Here is an 18,709-nt window from a genome sequence, read left to right as displayed (position 1 = left end):
GCCGCTTTTGCCTGTGCATCGCCATGCTTTTTTGATAGCGGCGCGGCCTATGTCTAATCATCAGGTTCATATCATCGGCGGCGGGCTCGCCGGAAGCGAAGCGGCGTGGCAGCTTGCCAAGCGCGGGGTACGGGTACGTCTGTCCGAAATGCGCGGCGGCGGCGATATGACTCCCGCCCACCAGACCGATGGCCTCGCCGAAATGGTCTGCTCGAACAGCTTCCGTTCGGACGATGCCGATAATAATGCGGTTGGCCTGTTGCATCAGGAAATGCGCAAGCTGGACTCGCTGGTAATGCGCGCGGCGGAAGTGGCGAAGGTACCCGCCGGTTCAGCGCTGGCTGTCGACCGCGATGTGTTTTCCGGTGAAGTTACGCGGCTGCTTTCCGAACTGCCTAATGTCGAAATTGTCCGCGAACGGGTAGATGTGCTGCCAACAGAGGGGCTCACCATTGTCGCGACCGGTCCGCTAACCGCGCAATCGCTCGCGCAAAGCGTGTTGTCCGCAACCGGGCAGGATAGCCTCGCCTTTTTCGATGCCATCGCGCCGATCGTCTACCATGACAGCATCGACATGGACGTCGCCTGGTACGCCTCGCGTTGGGACAAGGGCGACGGCAAGGATTATATCAACTGCCCGATGGATAAGGACCAGTATCTCACCTTCCATCAAGGCCTGCTCGATTCTCCCAAGGCCGAGTTCAAGGAGTGGGAAACCGACACCCCCTATTTCGAAGGCTGCATGCCGATCGAGGTGATGGCCGAACGCGGGTTTGATACGTTGCGCTTTGGGCCGATGAAACCAGTCGGGCTCGACAATCCCAAGACCGGGCGCTGGCCGCATGCGGTTGTGCAATTGCGACAGGATAATAAGCAGGGCACATTGTGGAACATGGTCGGATTCCAGACCAAGATGAAGCATGCCGCGCAGGTGGAATTGTTCCGTACCATCCCCGGTCTGGAGAATGCCGAATTTGCGCGGCTGGGCGGATTGCACCGCAACACCTTCATCCGCTCGCCGATATTGCTCGACCGCCAGTTGCGGCTGAAATCTGCGCCGCATATCCGCTTTGCCGGGCAGATAACCGGCTGCGAAGGCTATGTTGAAAGTGCTTCGGTCGGCCTGATGGCGGGCATCATGGCGGCGAGCGAGTTGGCTGGGCGCGACTTCACGCCGCCGCCCGAAACGACCGCCTTTGGCGCCTTGCTGCACCACATCACTGGCGACGCGGAGGCCGAAAGCTATCAGCCGATGAACATCAATTTCGGCCTCTTCCCGCCGCCCGAGGGAAAGGTACACAAGAAGGAGCGCAAGGCTTTCATGACCAACCGGGCGCGGTCTGATCTGGAACGCTGGATGACCGAATTTGGCCTCAACAACGGCAGTTAGGCTTGGCTGCTTGCTTGGGACGCGTTGACAGGAATTCCTTGCGCGTCAGCAAGCTGTCACGATTGCCATCTGCCTTTGCGAAGCGCTCTCCAGTCGCCGCGGCCCATTCCTCGAACGACAGCAAATTATTGCCGTCGCGATCGAGTTTTTTGAAATCCTTGGTGCGGCTCGACATCATCTCGATGCGCGAAACCAGCTCGTCTCGGTTGCGATCATATCGGTTGAAACGCACTTCCTCGCGGCTCAGCTTCGCCGCCTTGGGCGGCTCGGGCGGCGGCGCGCCAAATGCTGGTGCATCCTTGCCCGCAACAGGCAGCACCAAAGGCGCTGGCTCCTCAGGCGGTGGTTGCGGGATGATAGGGTCGTCAGCAGCCCAACTCTGCCAGAACCAATATCCCAATGACGAGGTTATCAGGGCAATCCCCGCGCCAGCCAAAAGCTTCCGCATGGCTCAACACTCCGGCACCACCCTGTGTGAAGACTGCAATTGTGCGAAAAATCACATTCCCGTCAAGCCGTGCCAGCTCATCCGGAGAAATATTCGAAAACGTGCGAGCCCATTTGCATTGCCGTCGACTGTATATGCGAGCTGCAGCAGGTTCAACGGTTTCAGGCCCGGAAGAAGTTTTGCGTCATTGTCAGACATCAAGAGCCCCAGACTTCCTCTAGCCCAACATTCTCCTGCAACACGGACAGCTTCTGGCGAATTGCAACTGTCGGTCGCCCAATGCGCATAGTTACCGAAAATGGCATCGGCACGCGTCTGGTTGGCGGCAGCGATTTCCGGGCTTGCCGGATCGCCTTCTGCCGAAACAATCCGCTCCCACGCATCAACCAGAGATTGCAGCGCAGAATCCAACCCTTCGGCATTCTCGCAAGCCGACAATCTTGCCAGCAATGGCTCTCCAGTCGGGCGGACATCGCGGTGCCTTCCAATTTGCTCACGCCACCAAGCGAGCCGCAATTGCTTGATCAAGCTCTCCTGCCCCTTTGCAGCAATCGCCATCAAGCGGTTGTCGAATTCAAGCAGCAACGAAAATGCTTCACGCAGATCTCGTTGGGCATAGGCGACAGCCAAGCGTTGCGGGGGAGAAAGATTTCGTTTGGCATCCATTCCGAGCATTCCAAAACACGTAAATGCAGCGCCGCACAAGTGCGAAGATTTTGCTGCACGAATTGTCGCTATGGAACCGGAAGGTTAACGCGGAGGCGCTGCAATTTGAGAGAAGTTACAAATTTTCAATGCTTAGCATTCTTTATGCGTTGCCAAATTAACGTGTTCCTAACCCTGTTTCTTCAAGTGACGGTTACATCCGTGCTCGTAAACGACACGATAAGTCCAAATGGATTTGACAGGGGATAGTGACCGTGAGGAAAAATCTGGAGACCAAAAGTCTCACTGGCGTGCTTTCACGACTGTGCAAGGACGAGGCTGGCAATACCATCGCGATCATGGCGGCGGCTGTCATTCCGGTAATCGGTCTTGTTGGCGGCAGTGTCGATATGAGCCGGATCTATCTAACGCAGTCGCGCCTTCAGTCCGCCTGCGATGCGGGCGCCTTGATGGGCCGGAAAGTCATGGCCGGCGGCGCTTGGGCAGATAATAGCGGACTGGCGAACACAAAAGCCGTTCAGGCCTTTACCGCAAACTTTGAAAACGGCGCTTATGGGACGGGAGCGGTCACAAAATCATTCACGGAGTTAGGGGGCAAAGTGACGGGCACGGCTTCGGTCCCTATCCCGATGACATTGATGAAGGCCCTCGGCCAGAACCAGCGAACAATCCGCGTCAACTGCAGCGCCGAAATGCGCATCCCGAATTCGGACGTCATGTTTGTGCTCGATACCACGGGGTCGATGGATTCTGCGGCCAATGGTGAAAGTGTGAGCTCTTCCAATCCTGCAAAAATCACGGAACTGAGGATCGCCACCAAGTGTTTCTATGAGATACTGACGCAGAAAAACATCACGGACGTAACTAAAGAACAGTGCGACCAGACAACCGATCCTTCGGAAACATCGTCCAACACGTCGCAGATACGGTTTGGCTTCGTGCCCTATTCGATCAACGTCAATGTCGGTCGTTTGCTGCCGCTGGACTATATGGCGAACACCTGGTTCTATCAGACACGCCGCGCCAATTTCTCCGACGCTACCGGATATGATTATACACTTGGTGAACCGAGCGAATTGACGCAAGTCGGAGATCCATCTGTCGATGATTCGACCGGTGATTGGAACTATATGTCCAACAGCATCACCATTGACGGCACCAAATATTTGAAAACGGTGGAGGTCAAAAATGCGCCTCTCGATTGCACTACCATATCAGCGCCGCCTGATCAGTCGTCTGGCCCGACGACGAATGGGCCCTATGTCACAAATAGTCCTACTCCGGTTCACCCGGCGGCTTCAATTACTGTCGATTATGAATCGACCGTAACAAGTGGTGCTGTCAAATATCGATATGTCCCCGACAAGACGGACGTGACAAAGAACAAGAAGTGTTATTTGCAACGCAAAACCGACTCTTCTGTTACCACAACTCAATATACTGCAACCCGTCCGGTCACTTGGACCCCGCGCAGGACGTTCGATGACTGGACCTATGATCGCATTGAATTGAACGTTGCAGGATTGAAAAATTCGGCAAACAACAGCTGGAACAGCTCGCTTCAGGTTCCGATCGGCGCAAACGGGGCCAACACGACGATTAACTGGGATGGCTGCATTCTGGAACGTGAAACCCAGAAAAATGTATCGACTTGGGATACGTCTAATACGTCGGCTCAGAAAGACATGGCAATCGACCTGATTCCCGATGCGTCGAATCCAGCTACCTTGTGGGGCCCTCGTCTGAAGGACGTGTTGTATGCGCGCGAAGATAGCAACGGAGACTGGACGTTGGATCCTGTCACGACAACAGACAATTTTGGTCGCCCGACCTCAGGAAACACGACCACCGCATGCCCGTCGCCTGCAAAACTTTTGAACGTCTGGTCGCCGACCGATTATAAAAACTATATCAACGGCCTGACCACCGATGGTTACACTTTCCACGATATTGGCATGTTGTGGGGTGCCCGTCTGATTTCACCTACGGGAATTTTCGCCACGCACAATGCAGTCGCGAATGACAATGTGCAGCGGCATTTGATTTTCATGACCGACGGTGACACGAATGCTAACTGGTCAGCACTTTCGGCCTACAATGTTCCGTGGTTCGATCGACTTCAGACTGACGGTGTGCCAACCACTTCAGATCTGAATGCTTTGACCGATGCACGTACTGCTGCACTTTGCACGGCCATCAAGAATATGAACATATCCTTGTGGGTGGTGTCTTACGGTGAGGACGTCAACAGCACGACCAACGAGCGTCTTGAGGAGTGCGCCTCACCCGGCAAATTCTTCGCCTATGACCCCGACGTCAGTCTGACCGAACAGTTCAAACAGATCGCTGGCAAGATCGCAGCTCTTCGTCTGACCACATAAGGATTGTTGCAATGAAACACGTCAATCCTGGCAAGATATTCGCCGATCAAGACGGCGTATCTGTCACCGAATTCGGACTGATCGCCCCTGCGTTGTTCACCATGCTGCTTGGGACGATGGACGTCGGCCACACCTTGTATATGCGCACCGTTATCGATGGTGCCATTCAGGAAGTGGCGCGCGATTCATCGCTTGAAGACGGCGGCATTCTGGCGAAACAACAGGCGATTGATGCCCGCATCAAAAGGCAGATTCGCAACCTCAATAAAAGCATCAATCCTGCTAGTGATATCGTTATTAAGCGTCGATATTATCGCAACTTCACAGGTGCGTTCAATGCCGATGAAGAGGACTATACCGATACGAATGACAATGGTGTCTGCGACAATGGCGAACCCTATATCGATGCCAATTTGAACGAAAGCTGGGACTCCGACGGTGGTGACGAAGGCCAGGGCGGCGCAAAGGACGTATCGATTGTTACCGTCACGGTGACCTATGATCGCCTGTTTCCAGTTGCTGGGTTGATCGGGCTTCCCGAACAGATCACCATTTCCGCAAACACCGTTCTGGCGAACCAGCCCTATGCAGAACAGGCCAGCTATGCAGCACCACAGACGAGGAACTGCGATGATTGATACCACAAAACGCTTCCAAAAAATCCGCAGCTTTGCAGCGGATATTGGCAAGGATCGCAGCGGTCTGGCGCTGGTCGAATTTGCGGTTTCGCTTCCATTTTTCATGGGGCTGGCGATCGCAAGTGTCGAGACCGCAAATTTTGCGGCCACAACAATGCAAGTTAACCAGATCGTTGTGCACGTTGCTGACAACGCTGCGCGAATGGGGACCAGCAATCTCGAGGGTCGAAAACGTGTTGAGGAAATCGACATCAACGATGTGTTTACCGGCGCCCGTCACGAAGGGCGCGGATTGCTGCTCGATGGTTTTCACCCCTATGTAGATCCCGGCACCCACCAGACAGTTTCACGCGGCAATGCGCGGATTTTCCTGTCCAGTGTGGAACCGGTAAATAGCCCAAATAATTCAAACAAGTTCAAGATAAAGTGGCAGCGCTGCTCGGGCCCTGGTACACATTTTGTACCACTTTACGGCAAACCCGGCACACACGGGAATGTCAATGGAATCGGCCCGACAGGTCGTCAAATTACAGCGCCGGACTATGGTGCGGTGATGTTTGCCGAAATGCACTACCATTTCACACCGATGCTCGACATCGGCTTTTCAAATTTGGTAGCCAAAGACATTATCGCAACGTCGGCAATGATCGTTCGTGACTCGCGCGATTTAACCGGGCCGACCGGCGGCGACGGCGTCTATCCGACGACCAGCGTAACCGCGTCGAGTTGCTCCTGACAATTTAAAAACGTCAGCGACCCAATAACTTCCTGACACCGCCTGCAATCTTGTCGGCGGTGATCAGGGCGGCGCGCTCCAGATTGGCCGCATAGGGCATTGGTACGTCTTCGTTGGCGATGCGGACCACAGGTGCATCGAGGTCGTCGAAGCCTTCCTCCATACAGATTGCTGCAATCTCGCTACCAACCGAACAAGTAGCCCAGCCTTCTTCTGCGATGACCAAACGATTGGTTTTCGCAAGGCTGGCGAGTATTGTCGCTTTGTCGAGCGGACGGATGGTGCGCAGGTCAATGACTTCGGCATCAACCCCCTCGCCTGCCAATTTCTCAGCAGCATCAAGCGCAAATCCGACGCCAATCGAATAGGACACGATGGTGACATCACGGCCCTCACGCACGATGCGTGCTTTGCCGATCGGTAGGACGAAATCGTCGACTGCGGGCACTTCAAAACTGCGCCCGTACATCAATTCGTTTTCGAGGAAGACGACCGGATCGTCACAGCGAATAGCGGCTTTGAGCAAGCCTTTAGCGTCGGCTGCATCATAAGGTGCAATCACGATCAAGCCGGGTACGCTGGCGTACCACGGCGCATAATTTTGGCTGTGCTGCGCACCGACGCGCGCCGCCGCACCATTAGGACCGCGAAATACAATCGGGCACCGCATCTGGCCGCCCGACATGTAATTGGTTTTCGCAGCCGAATTGATGATGTGGTCGATCGCTTGCATCGCGAAGTTGAAGGTCATGAATTCAATCACCGGGCGCAGGCCGCCCATCGCGGCCCCCGTGCCGATCCCGGCAAAGCCATATTCGGTGATTGGCGTATCGATGACGCGACGCGGGCCGAATTCTTCGAGCAAGCCTTGGGTGACTTTATAGGCACCCTGATATTCGGCGACTTCCTCACCCATCACAAAAATGCGGTCATCGGCGCGCATTTCTTCGGCCATCGCATCACGAAGCGCTTCACGCACCGTAACCGTCGCCATAGCTGTGCCGGCAGGAACTGAGGGTTCGACTGCAACTTTTGGAGGAGCAACGACAGGCTTTGGTGCTTCGACGACTGCGACTTCCGCTGGTTCAGCTTTTGCAACTGGCGCGGGCGAGGCGGCTTCATCTTCACCAGCAATCAATGCGATCACTGTGCCAACTTTCACGCCATCTGTGCCTTCGGCCACCAGAATTTGCGTAACGGTGCCTTCGTCGACCGCTTCAAATTCCATCGTCGCCTTGTCGGTTTCGATTTCAGCGAGGATGTCGCCAGACGACACAGTATCGCCTTCCTTCACCAGCCATTTCGCCAGCGTGCCCTCTTCCATGGTGGGCGACAAAGCGGGCATTTTGAGCTCGATTGCCATCAGTATGTCTCCACCAACACGTCGGTATATAGTTCGGAAAGATCAGGTTCAGGCGCCTGTTCGGCAAATTCGGCGGACGCATTCACGATTGCGCGGATTTCCTTTTCGATGGCTTTCAGATCATCTTCCTTGACACCCATAGCGAGCAAATCTTCCTTGCAACCGTCGATCGGGTCGGACTTCTCGCGCACCGACTGCACTTCCTCACGGCTGCGATATTTTGCCGGATCGGACATCGAGTGGCCACGATAACGGTAGGTCTTCATTTCGAGCAGGATCGGTCCCTTGCCGCTGCGCACCCAATCAAGCGCAACTTCGGCGGCCCCGCGAACGGCGAGCACATCCATGCCATCAACCTGCAGGCCGGGAATTCGGAAGCTCTCACCACGGCGATAAAGCTGGTCTTCGGCCGAGGCACGATTGACGCTGGTGCCCATCGCATATTGGTTATTCTCGATCACGAAAATGATCGGCAGTTTCCAGAGTTCCGCCATGTTGAAGCTCTCATACACCTGCCCCTGGTTCGCGGCTCCGTCACCGAAATAGGCAAGGCACACACCGCCGTCATTGTTGTATTTGTGCGCAAAAGCGAGCCCAGCGCCGAGCGAAACCTGTGCCCCTACAATGCCGTGGCCGCCATAGAATTTATGCTCGGTCGAAAACATATGCATCGACCCGCCCTTGCCGCGCGAAATGCCTGCAGCACGGCCCGTCAGTTCGGCCATGATGATGTTCGGATCGATACCATAAGCGAGCATATGGCCGTGATCGCGATAGCCTGTGATCACACTGTCCTTGCCCGGCGTCAGTGCCGATTGCAGGCCAATGGCGACCGCTTCCTGTCCAATATACAGGTGGCAAAAACCGCCGATAAGCCCGAGCCCATATAACTGCCCAGCCTTTTCCTCGAAACGACGGATCAGCAGCATCTGCTTGTAGAATTCGAGTAGCTCTTCCTTGCTCGCCCTATACGGCACCGGTGTTGCCGGACGCTCGCGGTTTGCGATGGCGTCGGTAGAGACCGAAACAGCCTTTGCCTTGCTCGGCTTGCTTGCTGGGGATTTGGCCAATGCGTCGTCCTCTCACGGGCATGTTGTTTGACGTTAGGGAAAGCGCCTAGTCAATCGCGCGAACAGATGGAAGTGCCTTTATGCGACGTATCCATAAGACATAGCTATTCATTATCCTTCAGCGGGATAACAATTTCGTCGGGTGCAACGACATTCAATTCTTTGCGCATCAATTCGCCTGCCAGATCAGGATCGACGTTGTCGCGATCGAGCAGTCGCTGGCGGTTGCGCAGCGCATCGCGTTCCTTTTCCAATTTGGCAAGTTCCTTGCCGCGCTCATTAATAGCCTGCCGATACTCCGCCCAGGCAAGAATTCCTGTCGGGCCGAGCAGGGCATAAGAAGCAATCAGCAAAAGCGCCACCAAAGCCGCTGCTGTCACCAATTTGGCGCGAAATTCTTCCGGATTCGTCTTGCGCTTTGCCTTGGCCATAAGGGTCTATACCATCATGGCGTCAACCGGTGCAATCACCTGAAGATCGAACGGCCTGCGTAAATTGCGCTCGATCCCAGCTCTTCTTCGATGCGGATGAGCTGGTTGTACTTTGCCAAACGATCCGAACGCGCAAGGCTGCCCGTCTTGATCTGTCCGCAGTTGGTTGCGACTGCGAGATCGGCAATGGTCGTGTCTTCAGTTTCACCCGAGCGGTGTGACATGACGGCGGTGTAGGACGCCCGCTGCGCCATCGAAACGGCTGCAAGCGTTTCAGACAATGTGCCGATCTGGTTGACCTTGACGAGCAAAGAATTGGCGAGGCCCTTTTCAATGCCCATCGCCAGACGCTTCGGATTGGTAACGAACAGATCATCGCCGACCAGTTGAACCTTGTTGCCGATCAGATCGGTGACGGCCTTCCAGCCTTCGAAATCATCCTCGGCCATGCCGTCCTCGATCGACTTGATCGGATAGTCGGCGCACAGATCTGCCAGATATTGCGCCATGGTGTGCGGATCGAGCGAAAGGCCTTCGCCGCTGATTTCATATTTGCCGCCTTTGAAGAATTCGGTCGCTGCGCAATCGAGCGCGAGCACGACCTCTTCGCCAGCCTTGAAACCGGCTTTTTCGATCGAAGCCATGATGAAATCGAGCGCTGCGCGGGTCGATGACAGATTAGGAGCAAAGCCGCCTTCGTCGCCTACTGCAGTCGCGAGGCCCTTTTCGTGCAGGCCTTTTTTCAACGTGTGGAAGATTTCCGAACCCCAGCGCACGGCCTCTGCAAGGCTGTCTGCGCCGACCGGCATGATCATGAATTCCTGAAAGTCGATTGGGTTGTCGGCATGCTCGCCACCATTGATGATGTTCATCATCGGCACCGGCAAAACTTTGGCGTTGACGCCGCCGACATAGCGATAGAGCGGTAGGCCGCGTGCATCTGCGGCGGCTTTGGCAACGGCAAGGCTAACACCAAGGATAGCGTTGGCACCCAGACGCGACTTGTTCTCGGTGCCGTCGAGTGCGATCATCGCGGCGTCAATATCTTCCTGATCCTCGGCTTCATAATCGGTCAGCAAAGGCTCGATTTCATTGACCACGGCTTCGACGGCACGCTGCACGCCCTTGCCCATATAGCGGCCCTTGTCACCATCGCGCTTTTCAACCGCCTCGTGCGCGCCCGTAGACGCGCCCGAAGGCACAGCGGCCCGGCCAAAGCTGCCATCTTCGAGCAATACATCGACTTCGACCGTCGGATTGCCACGGCTGTCGAGGATTTCACGGGCGTGGATATTGATGATGGCGGTCATGGCTGGCTCCCGGGAGAATGGTTCGCCGCGCCCTTAATCGCTATTTCTGGCGCTGGCAATCGGTGGGTCCGTTTCCGACGATGGAATATGAATGCATGGTCAGAGATGCAAAATCATGCTGTCCTAGTTGACTAAAGCACCTGCAATACCAATATGTGTTGAAATGGTCCCGAAAGGAGGATTGAAATGGCTACTCCCAAGAAACCCGCTGCCGCAGCGAAGAAGCCTACTGGCAAACCCAAACCTGCCACTGCAAAAACAGCAACGCCCAAAGAGACCGCCGTCAAAACGGCTGTTACAAAGGCCAAGCCCAATCCTGGCAAGGTCGAGACAGAGGTCAAAACCAAGATGAAGACCGAATTTGCAAACATGAAGGACAAAGCTACCGATCGCGCTCGCGAAGCCGCCGAAAGCGGCAAGGACAAAGCCAGTGAAGCCCTTGGCGGCTTTGGCAAGATATTGCGCGACAGTGCTGGGCAGATTGATGAAAAAGTCGGCGCACAATACGGCGATTATGCCCGCAAGGCCGCCGATGCAGTGGATGATCTTGCAGGCAAGATGGATGCCAAGCAGGTCGACGATATCCTCGAAGATACGCGCCAGTTCATCCGCAAGAGCCCCGGTGTCGCGATTGGCGCCGCAGCCGCGATCGGCTTTGTACTGGCACGCCTCGTGCGTTCGGGACGCGACTGACGCTGAAACGGCTTCTATAAAGCCGCATGCCGCATTAAAGGCGGGGGAGTGATGGAAAAAGACACCTCTCCCGCCAGCGACTTAGATACCGCGCCCCCCTCGCCCGCCGAACAGGTTCGCACGCTGGTGGCCCATGTGCGCGCGCTTGCAGAGGCCGAAATCGACTATGCCAAGGCCCGGCTCACCTATAGCGGTGGGATCATCCGCAAGGCCGGGATCTGGGCCTTTTTGGCAATCTTTTTCCTGTCTGGAGCGATCATCGCGCTGATCCTCGGCCTGTTATTGATCCTCAATCATTATATCGGACCTTGGCTGGCAACCGCGATTGTGGTGGTCGGTTTCGCCCTCGCAGCTTGGGGCGCTGGATTGGCTGCCCGACGCACTGCCAACAATCTGAAGTTTGACGAAGGCGAAGATCATGACTGATCCGGAGCGCGAAACCATTGTGCAGCGCGATCAGGCGCGCAAGCAGTTGCGCCAAACGCTTGTCTCCGATGTCGAACAGGCCAAACATGATCTGCACCCGCGCACCATAACCACGCGCTGGACGGCAAAGCAGAAATCGAAGCTGGCGGACGCAGGCGCGTCGGCAAAGCAAAATGTTGCAAAAAATGCACCGCTTATCGGGATTGTGGCTGCCGCTGGCTTGCTATTTGCTGCGCGAAAACCCATTTCAAACTGGATAGAGCGGCTCCGCAATCGGAAGCCGCATGAAGAAGGCGATGAGTGATGAGCAAGCTTGGCGACAATCTGAAAACCGCGACTGACACTGCACGCGAAAACATCGCTCAGGCTGGCGAAAAGGCGCGCGAAGCCAGTGCTGCAGCCAAGCGTTCAGCCGCTGCTGCCGCCGAAAAAAGCAAGGCTGCCGCAGCACGCAGTGTCGAAAGCTCGAGGCAACTCGCAAAGAAGGCCGGCAAAGCCTCCAGCGACGGCATCGATAAAAACCCACTCGCCATTGTCGCAGGCGGTATCGCCCTAGGCGCGATCATCGGTATGCTGCTCCCCAAGACCGAACGTGAAACCAAGGTGTTGGGTAAGGCTGGCAAAGCGATCAACGATACCGCCAAGCGCGCCGCCAATGCTGCAAAGGATGCCGGCAAGGCCAAGGTAGCCGAGGTAGGCCTTGGCAGTGACGCCATTCGCGATCAGTTTCGCGATCTGGTCAGCAAGGCGAGCGAGGCGGTAAAAGCCGCCGGTCAGGCCGCAGCCAGCGAAGCCCGCAAACGCGACTAATTCGCGCTAGCCTTTCCCTGCCGAACTCGCTAAGGGCGCCGCCAAGCCGTAACGGCACCCTCTCTCTGGCAAGGAAATTGGCAATGGCTCAGGCCAAATTGCATCTGGTATTCGGTGGTCGCGTCAAGGACCCGCAAACGGTCGATTTCTGCGAACTCGACAAGCTCGATATCGTCGGCATTTTTGCGGACTATGCCGAGGCTGAGGAAGCATGGCGCGGATCGGCGCAACGCACCGTTGACGATGCCGAAATGAAATATGTCGTCGTGCATCTGCACAAGCTGCTCGAGCCTGATCAGCAAGGCTGATCTTCAAGCCTTACGATAGCGCCAATTCAGCAGCGGCCAGGTCAGCGCCAGTCCAGCAATAAACCCGCCAATATGCGCCCATATGGCGATATTGACGCCAATCCCCGGCCCGACAAAGCCCAGCATCAGGTTGAAGGCAACCCACGCGACGAGCAATTGCGCCGCGTGAACCAGCTTGCCCGAAACCCGCCCCCAATCCTTGGGCCGGTTGTGCGGGAAAAGCTGCATATGCGCGGCAAACAGCGCGGAAATAGCGCCGCTCGCACCAACCACCGGCATGGGCGATTGCGGATGCGCTACAACCTCGGCGATGGCAGCGCAGATGATCCCCGCACCATAGAGAATGGCAAAACTCTTGCTGCCTAGCACCCGCTCGAGGTTCGCCCCGACCATCAACAGCATCAGCATGTTGAGCGCAACGTGCATAATCCCGCCGTGCAAAAAGGCCGAACTCAACGGTGTAAGCCAGACAGGCAACATATAGCCAACTTCGCCGAACACACCGTCACTCAGCGAAAAACGCGCAGGGATCAACGCACCTGCCACCGTCACCGGCGCATATAGCCCCGGAATCAGCACGAGCACTGCCAATGCGATGTTGATCGCGGCTATCGTTTTGGTCACGGGTCCGGCGGCTACCTGCATCGCCTATCCCTGCCAGATAATCGGGTTCAAATGAACTCGATCTTCTGCACGAGATAATATTTGTCGCCCGACGGCACGGTCACTTCGACCTCGTCGTCAACCTGACGACCGATCAACGCACGGCCGAGCGGCGAGTTATAGCTGATCTTGCCAACCTTGGCGTCCGCCTCTGCCTCGCCGACAATCTGATAGCGCACCGGCTTATCATCTTCGTCGAGCAGGGTGACGGTCGCGCCGAAAACAATCTTGTCGCCCGAAAGCGTGGTCGGATCGATGATCTGCGCGCGGCTGATCCGGTCTTCGATATCCGAAATCGAGGCCTCTACCTGGCCCTGACGTTCCTTGGCAGCATGATATTCCGCATTTTCCGAAAGATCGCCATGCGCACGGGCTTCTTCGATCGCATCGATAATGGTCGGGCGCTCTTCGCGCAGCCGCTTGAGGTCGGTCGTCAGCTTTTCAAAGCCCTCGGCCAGCATCGGCATTTTATCCATTGTCGCCATGCGTATTCACGTCCTTCGTAGTCAAAACTTCCTTGCAGGCTGGAGGGCCAGCCCACGGATTTTCAGCATTTGGGGAAGTGCTGTCAGAGCTTATGATAGTCCTGAAGCGTGCAAACTTCAAGTTTTCTCACACTGAGCGCCTCAATCGCCTCTGTCGCGGCAAGCGATGCACTCGCCGTTGTGAAGTAGCTGACCTTGTTGACCAGCGCCGAACGGCGGATGTCTTCGCTGTCTTTCAGGCTCTGCCAACCCTCTGTGGTGTTGAACACCAAAGCGATTTCGCCATCGATTATCTTATCGACGATATGCGGCCGGCCCTGCGCAACCTTGTTGACGCGTTCGACTGCAATTCCCTGCCCTTGCAGATAATCGGCAGTCCCGCCGGTGGCGCACACGGTAAAGCCCATCTTGATCAGCTTGGCGACCGCAGGCACGATATGCTGCTTGTCGCTGTCTTTCACCGAAACGAACAGCTTGCCCGATTGCGGCAGCACCATACCGGCGCCCAACTGCGCCTTGGCAAAGGCCATCGCAAAATCCTTGTCGATGCCCATCACTTCGCCGGTCGATTTCATTTCGGGGCTGAGCACCGGATCGACCCCGGGGAAACGGTTGAACGGGAAAACGGCTTCCTTGACTGCGATATAATCGATGTCGAGATCGATGGTCGGCAGGTCTTTCAGCTTCTCGCCCGCCATGACGCGTGCGGCAATCTTGGCTATCGGTGCACCAATCGCCTTGGCGACGAAAGGCACGGTGCGCGAGGCACGCGGGTTGACTTCGATCAGATAGACCAAACCGTCCTTCACCGCGAATTGCGCGTTCATCAAGCCTTTGACCTTCAGCGCGCGCGCCAGCACTTCGGCCTGGCGGCGGATTTCTGCGATGATGTCTTCGGGCAGATTGTAAGGCGGCAGGCTGCACGCGCTGTCGCCCGAATGGACGCCGGCTTCTTCGATATGCTGCAGGATGCCCGCGACCACCACGTCATCGCCATCGGCGACGCAATCGACATCGACCTCGACGGCGTCGCGCAGATAGCGGTCGATGAGGACCGGACTATCACCTGACACGCGCACTGCGGTTTCGATATAATTTTCGAGCTGCGCCTGTGTGTCGACAATCTCCATCGCCCGGCCACCCAGAACATAGCTGGGGCGCATCAGCACCGGATAGCCGATGGTTTCGGCGACCTTGATCGCTTCCTCACGGCTGCGCGCAATGCCATTTTCGGGCTGTTTGAGCTTCAGCTTGTTGATCAGCGCGGCAAAACGCTCGCGGTCTTCCGCCAAATCGATAGCATCGGGCGAGGTGCCGAGGATCGGGATGCCTGCATCCTCCAATGCCTTGGCCAGATTGAGCGGCGTCTGCCCGCCAAACTGCACGATCACGCCCTTCAGCGTGCCCTTCTGCTGCTCGACATGCAGGATTTCCAGCACATCCTCGGCGGTCAGCGGCTCGAAATAAAGGCGGTCGCTGGTGTCATAGTCGGTCGAAACCGTCTCCGGGTTGCAGTTGACCATGATCGTTTCATAACCAACCTCCGCCAGCGCAAAGCAGGCGTGGACGCAGCAATAGTCGAACTCGATCCCCTGCCCGATCCGGTTCGGCCCACCACCCAAAATGACGACTTTTTCGCGGTCGCTGGGCTGCGCCTCGCACTCAGGCTCTCCAAAGGTCGGGGCCTCATAGGTGGAATACATATAGGGCGTTTTCGCCTCAAATTCGGCTGCGCAGGTATCGATGCGCTTGAAAACAGGGCGGACGCCCAATTTGTGGCGTGCCTTGCGCACTTCTGCCTCGGTAATCCCGCCAGTCATCGCGACGATGGCTTCGCGGATCAGGCCCGAACCGCGGCGGATCGCCGATTCCATGCCCGGGCGAACATGCGCCGATTCGAGCGCGAGGAAGGCGAGGCGTTTGTCCGAAAAGCCCATCGCTTTCAGGCGGCGCATGCCTTCGGCATCCTGCGGAAGACCGTTGGTTTTGACCTCATTTTCGGCCTCGACGATTTCGGCGAGCCTTTCGAGGAACCAGGGGTCGAATTTCGAATATTGATGGATATCCGCAACCGACATGCCTTCACGCAGCGCCTGCGCCGCGACCAGCAGCCGGTCGGGCGTGGCACGTGTCAATGCCGCCGCCAGTTCATCCTTGTGCGCACCTTTCAGCGCGTCGACATAGTTGAAGCCCGACAATCCGGTTTCAAGGCCGCGCAGCGCCTTTTGCATCGATTCGTGGATGTTGCGGCCAATCGCCATTACCTCACCAACCGATTTCATCGCGGTCGACAGCAAAGGTTCCGAACCCTTGAACTTTTCAAAGGCAAAACGCGGGATTTTGGTGACGACATAGTCAATCGTCGGTTCGAACGAGGCGGGCGTCGCGCCGGTGATGTCGTTATCGATCTCGTCGAGCGTATAGCCCACTGCCAGCTTGGCCGCGACCTTGGCAATCGGGAAGCCGGTGGCCTTTGAGGCGAGCGCCGAGGACCGCGATACACGTGGGTTCATTTCAATCACGATCAGGCGGCCATCCTTCGGATTGACTGCGAACTGTACGTTCGAACCGCCTGTTTCGACTCCGATTTCACGCAATGTCGCGATGCTCGCGTTGCGCATGATCTGATATTCCTTGTCGGTCAGCGTCAGCGCAGGCGCGACAGTGATCGAATCGCCTGTATGCACGCCCATCGGATCGACATTTTCGATCGAACAGATGATGATGGCATTGTCCTTTTTATCGCGGACAACCTCCATCTCATATTCTTTCCACCCGAGCAGCGACTCCTCGATCAGCACCTCGGTCGTCGGGCTGGCATCAAGGCCGCCGGTGACGATCTGGATGAATTCGTCGCGATTATAGGCAATGCCGCCACCGGTGCCGCCCATGGTGAAGCTGGGGCGGATGATCGAGGGCAGCCCGGTGCGTTCGAGCACGGTTAGCGCCTCTTCAAGCGTATGGGCGATCCCCGAACGCGCGGATTCGAGGCCAATCTTAGTCATCGCCTCACGGAATTTCATCCGGTCTTCGGCCTTGTCGATCGCTTCGGCGGTCGCACCGATCATCTCGACATCATATTTCGCCAGCGTGCCATTGGCCTCCAGCGCCAGCGCGGTATTCAGCGCGGTCTGCCCGCCCATTGTGGGGAGCACGGCCATTTTTTCTTGGGGGTATTTTGCGCGCTCATTTTCAATGATCTTGGCGACCACTTCGGGCGTGATCGGCTCGACATAGGTAGAGCCATTTTCGCCGACCATTTCCGGATCGGTCATGATCGTCGCGGGGTTGGAGTTGACGAGGATGATGCGATAGCCCTCCTCACGCAGCGCCTTGCACGCCTGCGTCCCCGAATAGTCAAACTCGCACGCCTGGCCGATAATGATCGGGCCAGCGCCGATGATGAGGATGGAGTGAATGTCAGTGCGTTTGGGCATTAGTTGTTCGTTTTCTTAGGCGAAGGCTGCTCGTTGCCGACAAAGCCATATTTCATATGACGTGAGAGGCTGGATGATCGTAATTCAGCAAGCAGGCAGTCGACGTTTTCATATTTTTCGTTTGGATCAATATCGGTCGTCAGGCCTGCACTCGCATCGAGGCGCAACGTACCATTCTTCACACCACATTTTTCTTCGATTCTACTTATTTCGGCAGCATCATCCTTGTTGCCAACGTTGCAGCCGCCCAACGACAAAGCGGCTACGATCAACATCGAAAATATTCTGATATAATTCGACATTACTTTTGCTCTTCTTCCCGGACGGCTTCGTTGCCAACGAAGCCAATGCTTAGCTCACGCTTGGCCGCTAAAAACATTATCGCTGAGGTGATACAGGAGTATCTGTTCATGAATTTCACATGATCCTGATATTCCTCTGGTGGTGGCATAAACACGATGCCATCGCCAAATTCCTTAAGGGCTTCACCTGCCGGTATTCCGCAGTGAACCTCGACCGCCTCGGCGAACCGCTTGTCGTCTGCAAAGGCAGAGCGGACTGGAAAACCTTCAAGTTTCCCAATTTTCTCCAAAGACCGGCGTGCATCTTCCAGCATCTTTGGTCTGTATAATTCCATCGTGAAGTCGCTGTATTTCCGATACATTTCTAGATCGGAAAAAGTGACAATTTCTAAATCTGCTGCCTTGTGAATACAGCCAAATTTATCGGGAGTTGCACCCGCCTCCGGCTTGATATTGATCTCAATGCTCTGCAAATAATCCTCATACTTCACCGTCAAGCCACTCGGATTGAGTCCGCATTCGACGAGCCGTTCCTCAATCACCTGTTCTGGAGGCAGATCAATCACCCCATCATCCCCGCAAATTTCTCGAAGAGATAATGGCTGTCCTGCGGGCCTGGGCTCGCTTCGGGGTGGTATTGCACGCTGAACGCGGGCTGGTCGGTGAGTTCAAAGCCGCAATTGCAGCCGTCAAACAGGCTGGTGTGCGTTGCGCGGGCGTTGGCGGGCAGCGTGTCGGCATCGACCGCAAAGCCGTGGTTCATGCTGGTAATCTCGACCGCGCCGTCGGACAGGCGCTTCACCGGATGGTTCGCGCCGCGATGGCCCTGGTGCATCTTCTCGGTCGTCGCGCCCACCGCCAGCGCGAGCATCTGGTGGCCAAGGCAGATGCCGAACAGCGGCTTCTTCGTTTCCAGCCACGCCTTGATCACCGGCACCGAATACACCCCCGTCGCCGCCGGATCGCCGGGGCCGTTCGACAGGAACAGGCCATCGGGCTGATGCGCCATGATCTCTTCAAAACTCGCGGTCGCGGGGACGACGGTTACTTCACAACCGGCATCAATTAAGTTCCGCAATATATTGCGTTTTATGCCATAATCGATCGCAACGACTTTGTTTTTCCCCTCCCGCTTGCGGGAGGGGTTAGGGG

General features: G+C 56.3%; 21 protein-coding genes. 9 read left to right on the top strand and 12 right to left on the bottom strand.

Going from position 1 to position 18,709, the window contains the following annotated elements; genetic code table 11:
- The first annotated feature begins 49 nt into the window (after positions 1 to 49).
- Positions 50 to 1,390 carry a methylenetetrahydrofolate--tRNA-(uracil(54)-C(5))-methyltransferase (FADH(2)-oxidizing) TrmFO gene (gene trmFO, locus ABL922_RS04795; RefSeq protein ID WP_349023071.1) on the top strand — a complete coding sequence of 447 codons (1,341 nt, stop codon included), beginning with the start codon at positions 50 to 52 and terminating at the stop codon, positions 1,388 to 1,390.
- On the opposite strand, the gene ABL922_RS04790 is transcribed toward trmFO, so the two are convergent.
- Together ABL922_RS04790 and ABL922_RS04785 are read right to left on the bottom strand one after the other, a co-directional pair.
- The gene (locus ABL922_RS04790; RefSeq protein ID WP_349023070.1) at positions 1,374 to 1,838 is read right to left on the bottom strand and encodes a hypothetical protein; all 465 of its coding nucleotides are present in this window, start codon (positions 1,836 to 1,838) and stop codon (positions 1,374 to 1,376) included. The two genes, trmFO and ABL922_RS04790, sit on opposite strands and share 17 nt — an antisense overlap.
- A 51-nt stretch (positions 1,839 to 1,889) precedes the next feature.
- Complete coding sequence (locus ABL922_RS04785; protein WP_349023069.1) at positions 1,890 to 2,504, bottom strand: hypothetical protein; 615 nt, start codon at positions 2,502 to 2,504, stop codon at positions 1,890 to 1,892.
- Positions 2,505 to 2,758: 254 nt separating this feature from the next.
- Here ABL922_RS04785 and ABL922_RS04780 point away from each other — a divergent pair, with 254 nt between their 5' ends.
- The 3 genes from ABL922_RS04780 to ABL922_RS04770 are packed head-to-tail and all read left to right on the top strand — an operon-like array spanning position 2,759 to position 6,259.
- Positions 2,759 to 4,885 carry a TadE/TadG family type IV pilus assembly protein gene (locus tag ABL922_RS04780; RefSeq protein ID WP_349023068.1) on the top strand — a complete coding sequence of 709 codons (2,127 nt, stop codon included), beginning with the start codon at positions 2,759 to 2,761 and terminating at the stop codon, positions 4,883 to 4,885.
- Positions 4,886 to 4,896: 11 nt separating this feature from the next.
- Positions 4,897 to 5,523, top strand: a complete 627-nt coding sequence (locus ABL922_RS04775) for a TadE family protein (RefSeq protein ID WP_349023067.1) — start codon at positions 4,897 to 4,899, stop codon at positions 5,521 to 5,523.
- Positions 5,516 to 6,259 carry a hypothetical protein gene (locus ABL922_RS04770; RefSeq protein ID WP_349023066.1) on the top strand — a complete coding sequence of 248 codons (744 nt, stop codon included), beginning with the start codon at positions 5,516 to 5,518 and terminating at the stop codon, positions 6,257 to 6,259. Before ABL922_RS04775 ends, ABL922_RS04770 begins: the two co-directional genes overlap by 8 nt.
- A 13-nt stretch (positions 6,260 to 6,272) precedes the next feature.
- On the opposite strand, the gene ABL922_RS04765 is transcribed toward ABL922_RS04770, so the two are convergent.
- The 4 genes from ABL922_RS04765 to eno all read right to left on the bottom strand — a co-directional run bounded on the left by ABL922_RS04765 (position 6,273) and on the right by eno (position 10,433).
- Positions 6,273 to 7,622, bottom strand: a complete 1,350-nt coding sequence (locus ABL922_RS04765; protein ID WP_349023065.1) for a pyruvate dehydrogenase complex E1 component subunit beta — start codon at positions 7,620 to 7,622, stop codon at positions 6,273 to 6,275.
- A complete protein-coding gene (gene pdhA, locus ABL922_RS04760) occupies positions 7,622 to 8,692 on the bottom strand; it encodes a pyruvate dehydrogenase (acetyl-transferring) E1 component subunit alpha (RefSeq protein ID WP_349023064.1) in 1,071 nt (356 codons plus the stop codon). The genes ABL922_RS04765 and pdhA overlap by 1 nt, the downstream gene beginning before the upstream one ends.
- A gap of 104 nt (positions 8,693 to 8,796) precedes the next feature.
- Positions 8,797 to 9,123, bottom strand: a complete 327-nt coding sequence (locus ABL922_RS04755) for a septum formation initiator family protein (protein WP_349023063.1) — start codon at positions 9,121 to 9,123, stop codon at positions 8,797 to 8,799.
- Between the two features lie 35 nt (positions 9,124 to 9,158).
- On the bottom strand, positions 9,159 to 10,433 hold the full coding sequence (eno, locus tag ABL922_RS04750) for a phosphopyruvate hydratase (RefSeq protein ID WP_349023062.1): 1,275 nt from the start codon (positions 10,431 to 10,433) through the stop codon (positions 9,159 to 9,161).
- Positions 10,434 to 10,619: 186 nt separating this feature from the next.
- Here eno and ABL922_RS04745 point away from each other — a divergent pair, with 186 nt between their 5' ends.
- The 5 genes from ABL922_RS04745 to ABL922_RS04725 all read left to right on the top strand — a co-directional run bounded on the left by ABL922_RS04745 (position 10,620) and on the right by ABL922_RS04725 (position 12,670).
- Positions 10,620 to 11,126: a hypothetical protein gene (locus ABL922_RS04745; protein WP_349023061.1), complete on the top strand. Its 507-nt coding sequence runs from the start codon at positions 10,620 to 10,622 to the stop codon at positions 11,124 to 11,126.
- Between the two features lie 51 nt (positions 11,127 to 11,177).
- A complete protein-coding gene (locus tag ABL922_RS04740; RefSeq protein WP_349023060.1) occupies positions 11,178 to 11,552 on the top strand; it encodes a phage holin family protein in 375 nt (124 codons plus the stop codon).
- Complete coding sequence (locus ABL922_RS04735) at positions 11,545 to 11,856, top strand: hypothetical protein (protein WP_349023059.1); 312 nt, start codon at positions 11,545 to 11,547, stop codon at positions 11,854 to 11,856. Before ABL922_RS04740 ends, ABL922_RS04735 begins: the two co-directional genes overlap by 8 nt.
- The gene (locus ABL922_RS04730) at positions 11,856 to 12,362 is read left to right on the top strand and encodes a hypothetical protein (RefSeq protein WP_349023058.1); all 507 of its coding nucleotides are present in this window, start codon (positions 11,856 to 11,858) and stop codon (positions 12,360 to 12,362) included. The genes ABL922_RS04735 and ABL922_RS04730 overlap by 1 nt, the downstream gene beginning before the upstream one ends.
- An 83-nt stretch (positions 12,363 to 12,445) precedes the next feature.
- Positions 12,446 to 12,670 (top strand): DUF4170 domain-containing protein, encoded by a 225-nt coding sequence (locus ABL922_RS04725; protein ID WP_349023057.1) that lies wholly within the window; start codon positions 12,446 to 12,448, stop codon positions 12,668 to 12,670.
- Positions 12,671 to 12,673: 3 nt separating this feature from the next.
- On the opposite strand, the gene ABL922_RS04720 is transcribed toward ABL922_RS04725, so the two are convergent.
- The 6 genes from ABL922_RS04720 to ABL922_RS04695 form a co-directional block, all read right to left on the bottom strand.
- Positions 12,674 to 13,294 carry a rhomboid family intramembrane serine protease gene (locus tag ABL922_RS04720; RefSeq protein ID WP_349023056.1) on the bottom strand — a complete coding sequence of 207 codons (621 nt, stop codon included), beginning with the start codon at positions 13,292 to 13,294 and terminating at the stop codon, positions 12,674 to 12,676.
- 47 nt (positions 13,295 to 13,341) lie between these two features.
- Positions 13,342 to 13,818: a transcription elongation factor GreA gene (gene greA / locus ABL922_RS04715; protein ID WP_349023055.1), complete on the bottom strand. Its 477-nt coding sequence runs from the start codon at positions 13,816 to 13,818 to the stop codon at positions 13,342 to 13,344.
- An 83-nt stretch (positions 13,819 to 13,901) separates the two neighbouring features.
- Entirely contained in the window at positions 13,902 to 17,255 is a 3,354-nt protein-coding gene (carB, locus tag ABL922_RS04710; protein WP_349023054.1) for a carbamoyl-phosphate synthase large subunit, read from the bottom strand.
- Positions 17,255 to 17,557 carry a hypothetical protein gene (locus tag ABL922_RS04705; protein WP_349023053.1) on the bottom strand — a complete coding sequence of 101 codons (303 nt, stop codon included), beginning with the start codon at positions 17,555 to 17,557 and terminating at the stop codon, positions 17,255 to 17,257. Before ABL922_RS04705 ends, carB begins: the two co-directional genes overlap by 1 nt.
- On the bottom strand, positions 17,557 to 18,123 hold the full coding sequence (locus ABL922_RS04700) for a hypothetical protein (protein ID WP_349023052.1): 567 nt from the start codon (positions 18,121 to 18,123) through the stop codon (positions 17,557 to 17,559). The genes ABL922_RS04705 and ABL922_RS04700 overlap by 1 nt, the downstream gene beginning before the upstream one ends.
- The coding region (locus ABL922_RS04695; protein ID WP_349023051.1) for a carbamoyl phosphate synthase small subunit at positions 18,120 to 18,709 on the bottom strand (590 nt) is incomplete at its 5' end. The genes ABL922_RS04695 and ABL922_RS04700, both read right to left, overlap by 4 nt.

Source organism: Sphingorhabdus sp. (assembly GCF_040079335.1).
GTDB lineage: Bacteria > Pseudomonadota > Alphaproteobacteria > Sphingomonadales > Sphingomonadaceae > Sphingorhabdus_B.
Note: the sequence above shows the minus strand (reverse complement) of the source record. Positions and strands in the feature narration are given on the sequence as shown.